Here is a 7,802-nt window from a genome sequence, read left to right as displayed (position 1 = left end):
CACTTATTACTTTGTGCAATACTTTAGAAATATATTCTTTTCACAAAAAAACAGCTACTGGCATTTAACCAGCAGCTGGATAACTTATAAATAATTTTGAAAACAAGTCTTCTGTCGTTTCTGTAATTTTATCAAATATATCGCTTTCTTCAGCTTCTTGTTCTTTTAACATCTTAATTGTTTCACGTGCGTCTTCAGGATAATCGGTAATGATACCATCTACGTTTAACTTATAATATGCCTTTAAACTTTCCATATCATTTACTGTCCATACGTAAATTGGCTTATTTAACTTCCTTGCTTCTTTTACTAATTTCTTATTTAACATATATTCTTCTGCTACATAAAAATCAGCCTTCACATTCTTTAAGTTAGCTCTACTTGCATAAAGTATATATCCTACTTTTATATCTGGATTTGCACGCTTAAACTCTTTAATGAGCGGATAATGTAACGTTTGAATAACACATTGTTTCTCAAAGTCATTATCTTTAATTGTTTTTAGCACTTTATTTACGAAATCCTTCTCATTACCGTGAAGCTTCACTTCTATATTGAGTTTTATTTTATTTTTTGAAAGCTTAATAATTTCATCTAATGTGCTAATTCCCCCTGAGAATCCATCTTGGCTAAGAGTAAGTTTCCTTAACTCATCCATTGTCAAATCTGATACATGTACATTCTCATTGGCAAGACGTTTTAACTTCAAATCATGAATTACTGCCAGCTCGCCATCTTTCGTTTGCAGTACATCGATTTCAGCGTAATCTGCTTTTGCATCAATAGCACCTTGCACAGCTTCTTTCGTATTTTCTACCCCTTTTGATATATATCCACGGTGTGCCATAATAATCGGTTCTTTATACGAATTTGAAATAAAGGTTACAATGAAGGCAACGACCATTCCAGCAATAATAATTCCCACAATATATACACCAATAAATTTCCAACGATGTTTTTGGAAGAAACATTTATCTGCTTTCGATTTTGAATAGTCTAATCCTTCTTCTAGTAAAACATCTTCAACCGGAACCTTTTGCAAATACAATCGCGTAATCGCCATAATATAAAATGGTGTCACGATAAAGCTAAATAAATACAATGTACTTGTTAGGAATACAGACATTGTTGATTCAGCTAACAATGCGAATGTTCCTTTCGGGTTTGTAAATTCATACATACCCCATAGGCACAATAAATATATTCCCCAAAATACAATATACACAATCCCTATTGAAATGAAAAAACCTACTAAAAAGAATAGTACTTTAAAAAAGCTTTCTTTTACTAAAGCTGCACTTTTGCGTGCTGCCACGCGAAATGTTTTTTGCTCTAAAACGACAATAGGTAGAACAAAAATCCAGCGAAGGTTCAAATACGCGACTACAGCAAAGAACGTGTAATAACCAACTTGTCCCATCGTTGTCTTGAAGAGTTCTCCTGTAATAAAGTTAGGAATTTGAATTTGCGGAATTAATGCCGTTTCATATCCCATATTTAAAAGAGGTAATAATACGACAGCATATAAAATAAATCCTGGTAAGCAATATGTGAAAAGAGTAGGTAAATACGTTACCGTTTTATATAAAATCGGACGTAATTTCACCTTTTGTCTTTTATGAGCAAAATACGAAATAATAATAAGTACCGCAAATTCCGTAAAAATAAGAAACAGTGCTAACAATGACAAAATTACGATTGCCAAGATGCCGTATGGTGTCTTTAAAAACGCTAATAATTCATCGTTCGTTGCATTTGCATAACCACCAAAATACAATAACTTATTAAAAATGATCCCAAATAGCGGGACAAATACAATCGCTGCTAATAATTTATAAACAAGTTGAAAGGTTAATACATTCCAAAAAGCAAATCTAACTGTTTGAAAGGAATGTCCCATTACTCCTGGTATAGATAGTTTTTTACGGTGTTGCATATATTCCTCCAAATTCTAAAACGGTATTTGAGATGGATTCCACATTTCCAGTTCCAATCCATCTTTTTAATAATAATATATTCCGCTTAACATGAACACTCTTATACATATAATGAAAAAAGTGATGGCTAATCCCATCACTTTTTTTCACTCACTCTATTTTTTCTCTAATCCTTGTCCAAATGCTTTTAAGAAACTAAAACCGAATGTAATCGCCCTGTTGATATCTGGATCTTTTAATACCTTAAAGAAATCCATCACTTTTGTTTTCTTTCCATTTTTCAGCTCATCCGTTGCAAATTGTAATCCAGTGACTAAACTAGATGTTATTTGTTTCGTTATTTCTGGGTCCACTGAAGATAATGCCTCTCCTGCCCCCATCATATTGTTTAATGCGTTTTTTACTGGTTCACGATTCAATTGTTCAACAGCTATTTTGGAAACATCTTCTTTTGCAGCAAGTAAACTAATTGCTGCATCTAAAATTCCAGCTTTGTGCAACTGCGCTAATAGCTGCATCGTCTCTTCTACTGCTTCTCTATTTTCAGCTAGATCATTTAACAACTCATCTGTTACTTGCTGTTTTTTTTCTTCTTCTGTTACAATCTTCTTTTTAATTAAAGTAATCTCTTTTGCCACTATCTCCGCCCCCTAATTCTGATCCACAAGTGATACGTATTGTTTTCTTTGCCACTTTTTCTCGATTTCAACACCATTTTGCGGATGACGTTTTTTATCTCTCGGGTTTGAAGATGGTAACGGACGATTTCCTTTTTCACGTAATACGCGCAGTTTCACCATTGTTTGTTTATAAGCTGGTGTACACGTATAAATGTCTGTTGCTGTTCCTGTTAAAATATTGATTGCCTCTTCATTTACTGTCGCATGCATCGGCAAATATAACTCATTTCCAGTTACACGATCTGTAACAAGCGCTTGTACTTTAATCTTTCCAAATGGTGATGCTAACTCTACAAGACCACCATCTTTCACATTGCGTTCTTTAGCAAGTTCAGGTGAAATTTCAACAAATACTTCAGACACTTTAGATAAAATTCCAGCCGACTTATTCGTCATATTTCCTTCATGAAAATGCTCTAGTATACGGCCATTATTTAATAGTAAATCATACTCATCTGGTGCTACAACTGGCGGAACCCATTCATCTAGTGATAATCGTGCTAGTTTGTCTGGGAAGTTAAATCCATCTACATATAATAACGGTGTATCACTACCATCATGGCTACCCCAACATAAACTATTCCAACCTTCTAAACGGTCATACGTTGCTTGTGAATATAACGGGGCAAGCGATGCAATTTCATCCATAATTTCACTTGGACTTCCATAATTCCAGTCTCCGCCCAGTGCACGAGCTACTTTTTGTAAAATCCACCAATCTGGTTTAGAATCACCAAGTGGCTTCAATACTTCATACAATCTTTGAATACGGCGCTCTGTATTTGTAAATGTTCCTTCCTTTTCTAAGCTTGGTGCTGCCGGTAAAATAACATCGGCAAAACGAGCTGTTTTCGATAAGAACATATCTTGAACAACAAGGAAGTCTAAATTCGCTAAAATATGTTGTACATGGTTAGCATTTGAATCTACTAAAGCCATTTCTTCTCCCATAACATACATACCACGCAGTTTTCCTTCTTCGGCCGCAAGTAACATTGCGATATTATTTAATCCCGGTTCTTTCGGAATGGTAGTACCGTATGCTTTTTCAAATTTCGCACGATGCACATCATCTGAAACTGCTTGGTAACCTGGAAGCCAGTTCGGTAATGTCGCCATATCACAAGCACCTTGTACGTTATTATGCCCGCGTAACGGATACGCACCGGCACCAGGACGACGGTAGTTACCTGTAACGAGAAGTAAATTTGAAATTGCTGCCGACGTTGTACTTCCTCCTGTATTTTGAGTTACACCCATTCCCCAAAGTATACAAGTACCATCTGCTTCATATACCATACGAGCCATTTCTTTTAACTGAGCTTTAGAAATCCCTGTAATTTTCTCAGTATAATCAAGCGTATATTTCTCTAGCATTTTGCTATATTCATCAAAATTCTTTACATTTTCAGCTATGAACTTTTTATCGTGCCAATCTTGATCGATAATGTATTTCGTTATCCCAGCAAGCCATACATAATCCGTCCCTTGACTCGGGTGAACAAATATATCAGCACGCTCCGCCATTTCATGTTTACGAAGGTCTGCGACAATTAGTTTTTGTTCATGTAATTTATGAGCACGTTTCACTCTAGTTGCAAGTACAGGATGTCCTTCTGTTGGATTTGCACCAACAATAATAACAAGACCTGCCTCAGCAATATCTTTCACTGTTCCAGCATCTCCGCCCATACCGACAGTTTTAAATAAACCGTCTGTTGCTGGAGATTGGCAATAACGGGAACAGTTATCTACATTATTTGTTCCATATATTTGACGAGCTAGTTTTTGCATAAGATAGTTTTCTTCATTTGTTACTTTCGAAGAAGAAATAAACCCAAACGCATCGCTACCATATTCTGATTTAATATGTTGCATATTAGATGCAACAACTTCAAGAGCCTCTTCCCATGAAGCCTCAACAAACATATCTCCTTGGCGAATTAACGGCTTTGTAATACGCTCTTCACTGTTCACAAAGTCCCATCCGAATTTGCCTTTTACACATGTGGAAATACCATTAACCGGTGCATCTGAAACAGGTTGCACTTTTAAAATTTGACGATCTTTCGTCCAGACTTCAAATGAACAACCTACACCACAAAATGTACACACTGTTTTTGTCTTATTAATTTTCGTCTTACGCATCGCAGACTCTACTTCTGAAACTGCTAAAATACTGCTATATCCAGGCTCTACATCTTTTACAAAATCAATCATTGGATTTAGCACATCTGGTTTTAAACCAGTCATAAATCCAGCTTCTCCTAGCATCGTTTTTTCCATTAATGCATTACAAGGACAAACTGTTACACATTGCCCACAGCTAACACAAGACGAGTCATTTATATTCACACCATTGTCCCAAATAACACGTGGGCGGTCTAAACTCCAATCAATCGATAAAGTTTCATTCACTTGTAAATTTTGACATACTTCTACACACTGCCCACAAGCAATACATTGATTTGGGTCGTATCGATAGAATGGATGCGACGTATCCACTTCGCATGCACTTACTTTCGGTTCATATGGATATTTCTGTTCTTCAATTCCCATCATATCTACTGTATTGTGGACTTTACAGTTACCATTATTATTATCACATACCGTACAGTACAATAAATGATTCTCTAATATTCGATCCATCGCTTCAGTTTGTGCTTCCTTCGCACGTTCCGATTGCCTCTCAATATGCATGCCATCTTCCAACTTTGTTGAACAAGCACGCATTAACTTTCCATCTACTTCTACAATACATGTATCACAAGTTTGAATAGGATCTACCTCTGGTACATGACAAATTTGAGGATGTTCTAAATTACTTTCGTTAAATAATTGGAGTATCGTCTTTTCACCTGATGCGAAAAATTCTTTACCATCAACGGTTACACGGACTGTCTGTTCTGTCATAGTTTCCCCTCTCCTTACAACTAACTGTACAACACATTTTTGAATCCGTTTTCAAAAATGCGTTGCTGTACATATTTTTGAAACGCCCTGTTGAAATACTTTCCTTTGGAAGTCGATTCTAGATGTTATAAGGTATAACTACGAAAGCTTGAAAATGTCGCTATTCTACAAATCTATTATATCGTACATATACAATAATAACCAAAATAATCTGCTATCTTCTTACTAGTAGATGCTTTTGTTTTTTCGATGTTTTATGATAAATATGGAGAAAAATATATATAAAGGGGAGTTTAATATGGGGCCTACTCAAGAAACATATACGATTGTACGCTATCAATCTGGTACATTTTCAAAACAAACCGATGAGGTTGTTACGGAATCTCCTATTACAATTAAATTAAATAGCGAAGAATACGTAACAGTTGTATGCACTCCTAATTACATTGAAGATATGGTAATCGGTTTTTTAATTTCTGAAGGAATTATTTCTTCTTATAAAGATATTGAAGAATTATGGATCCAAAAAGAAAACGGTATTGTTCATGTAAAATCATCAAAAATTAATCCGCTCTATCAAACTTTATATAATAAACGGTACGTAACTTCTTGTTGCGGAAAAAGTAGACAAGGTTTTGTTTTCGTCAACGATGCAGCAAAAGCAAAGAAGTTACATGATATACATATAACTATTACTCCGGAAGAATGTTTTCACCTAATGACTTCCTTACAACAATCTTCAACTACATTTCGCCAAACGGGTGGTGTGCATAATACCGCTCTATGTGATCGAAAAAACATTCTTTTAGCACGAATGGATATCGGAAGACATAATGCGCTAGATAAAATATACGGTCATTGTTTACGAAACAATATATCCGTTCAAGGGAAAATCATTGCGTTTAGCGGACGCATCTCATCTGAAATTTTGTTAAAGGTTTCAAAAATAGGTTGCGAAATTGTTCTATCTAAATCAGCTCCAACTAAACTAGCTCTGCAACTCGCCCATGATTTAGGTATTACCGTAGTAGGATTTATTCGAAATGGATCTTGCAATATTTATACACATCCAGAACGAATCGATGGCTACAAAATAAACGATTGACTACGTAAAAGAAAGTGAAAATTTAATCAGTGGAGGTTTTTTCCCTCCCCACTGATTATTAGCCCAAACCAATCGGGCTTTTACGGGCAACCCGACTCCCACGAATAGTGGGATAAAAATGACTCCTTTACAAAGCGGAAATTTTAGTTATAAAAATGTAATATATTAAACCCTTGAATAGTTAATGAAGTTAATATATAATTTCATTACATAAATAAAATAAAAACATAGTAGCATAATCTCTTCATTCTTTTACAAATTAAGAAAGAATAGTCACAGAATACATTTAACTAAACTTAATCTTACAAAGTTAATGAATTAAATTTGAATCAATCTAGGAGGTTACAACTATGGAAATTCGCTTATTAACAACAGAGGACGCAGAAATTTATTTGAAAGTTTGTATGGAAGGTTTAACGAAAAACCCTGAGGCTTTTAGCTCTTCTTATGAAGATGTTCTTAAACATGAAAACCCTGTCGCTGCTATGGCAAAGCGATTAAGCAATCCGGATAAGTATACTCTAGGTGTCTTCAAAGATAATGATTTAGTCGGTATTGCTACTCTAGAAACAAAGCCATTTATTAAGCAAGAGCATAAAGCAAAAATCGGCTCCGTTTTTGTTTCTCCAAAAGCGCGTGGTCTCGGTGCAGGACGAGCTTTAATTAAAGCGATTATTGAAAATGCCGATAAATTACATGTAGAACAGCTCATGCTTGATGTTGTTGCTGATAACACTGCTGCAAAAAAATTATATGAGTCCCTCGGCTTCCAAACTTACGGTGTGCAAGAACGGTCCTTAAAACATAATGGCCAATATTGGGACGAAGAGCATATGGTTTTATTCTTAAATAATTAACATTTTAATATAATTTTTCAAAAGCATCTTCTTATTAATTAAGATGCTTTTTTCATTACAACAATGTAATCTTCATGTCACCTTTATCAATCGTTCCAATCCTTTCCATTCGTTATACTAAAAATATAAAGTGAGACTTTAATCAGTGGGGATAATCTATCTCCCGCTGATTATTTCATGAACGTATAGCATGCAATTGATATGTAGAGGAGAATGTAACATGAAACAAAACAAACAAGCTATCTTTTTAATATTTGCTACAGCAATTGTAACTTCTGGACTGGCAATTCTACCTTGGTTTATTATATAG

Annotated in this window: 5 protein-coding genes; 2 read left to right on the top strand and 3 right to left on the bottom strand. The window is 35.0% G+C overall.

Annotated elements, in window-relative coordinates:
* Positions 1-64: 64 nt before the first annotated feature.
* The 3 genes from V7038_RS28135 to fdhF all read right to left on the bottom strand — a co-directional run bounded on the left by V7038_RS28135 (position 65) and on the right by fdhF (position 5,530).
* On the bottom strand, positions 65-1,936 hold the full coding sequence (locus tag V7038_RS28135; protein ID WP_070138746.1) for a glycerophosphoryl diester phosphodiesterase membrane domain-containing protein: 1,872 nt from the start codon (positions 1,934-1,936) through the stop codon (positions 65-67).
* Positions 1,937-2,092: 156 nt separating this feature from the next.
* A complete protein-coding gene (locus V7038_RS28130; protein ID WP_002113965.1) occupies positions 2,093-2,575 on the bottom strand; it encodes a DUF1641 domain-containing protein in 483 nt (160 codons plus the stop codon).
* Positions 2,576-2,587: 12 nt separating this feature from the next.
* Positions 2,588-5,530 (bottom strand): formate dehydrogenase subunit alpha, encoded by a 2,943-nt coding sequence (gene fdhF / locus V7038_RS28125; RefSeq protein ID WP_002113962.1) that lies wholly within the window; start codon positions 5,528-5,530, stop codon positions 2,588-2,590.
* Positions 5,531-5,828: 298 nt separating this feature from the next.
* Here fdhF and fdhD point away from each other — a divergent pair, with 298 nt between their 5' ends.
* Positions 5,829-6,635 carry a formate dehydrogenase accessory sulfurtransferase FdhD gene (gene fdhD / locus V7038_RS28120; protein WP_002113960.1) on the top strand — a complete coding sequence of 269 codons (807 nt, stop codon included), beginning with the start codon at positions 5,829-5,831 and terminating at the stop codon, positions 6,633-6,635.
* 350 nt (positions 6,636-6,985) lie between these two features.
* Entirely contained in the window at positions 6,986-7,492 is a 507-nt protein-coding gene (locus V7038_RS28115; protein WP_000405886.1) for a GNAT family N-acetyltransferase, read from the top strand.
* Positions 7,493-7,802 lie beyond the last annotated feature (310 nt).

Origin of the sequence: Bacillus sp. JJ783 (assembly GCF_036963225.1) — a bacterium.
GTDB lineage: Bacteria > Bacillota > Bacilli > Bacillales > Bacillaceae_G > Bacillus_A > Bacillus_A cereus_U.
Note: the sequence above shows the minus strand (reverse complement) of the source record. Positions and strands in the feature narration are given on the sequence as shown.

Bases quoted from the DNA above. Each gene is read 5' to 3' on its own strand.
- V7038_RS28135 (WP_070138746.1), bottom strand. From the start codon at position 1,936: ATGCAACACCGTAAAAAACTATCTATACCAGGAGTAATGGGACATTCC.
- fdhF (WP_002113962.1), bottom strand. From the start codon at position 5,530: ATGACAGAACAGACAGTCCGTGTAACCGTTGATGGTAAAGAATTTTTC.
- fdhD (WP_002113960.1), top strand. From the start codon at position 5,829: ATGGGGCCTACTCAAGAAACATATACGATTGTACGCTATCAATCTGGT.
- V7038_RS28115 (WP_000405886.1), top strand. From the start codon at position 6,986: ATGGAAATTCGCTTATTAACAACAGAGGACGCAGAAATTTATTTGAAA.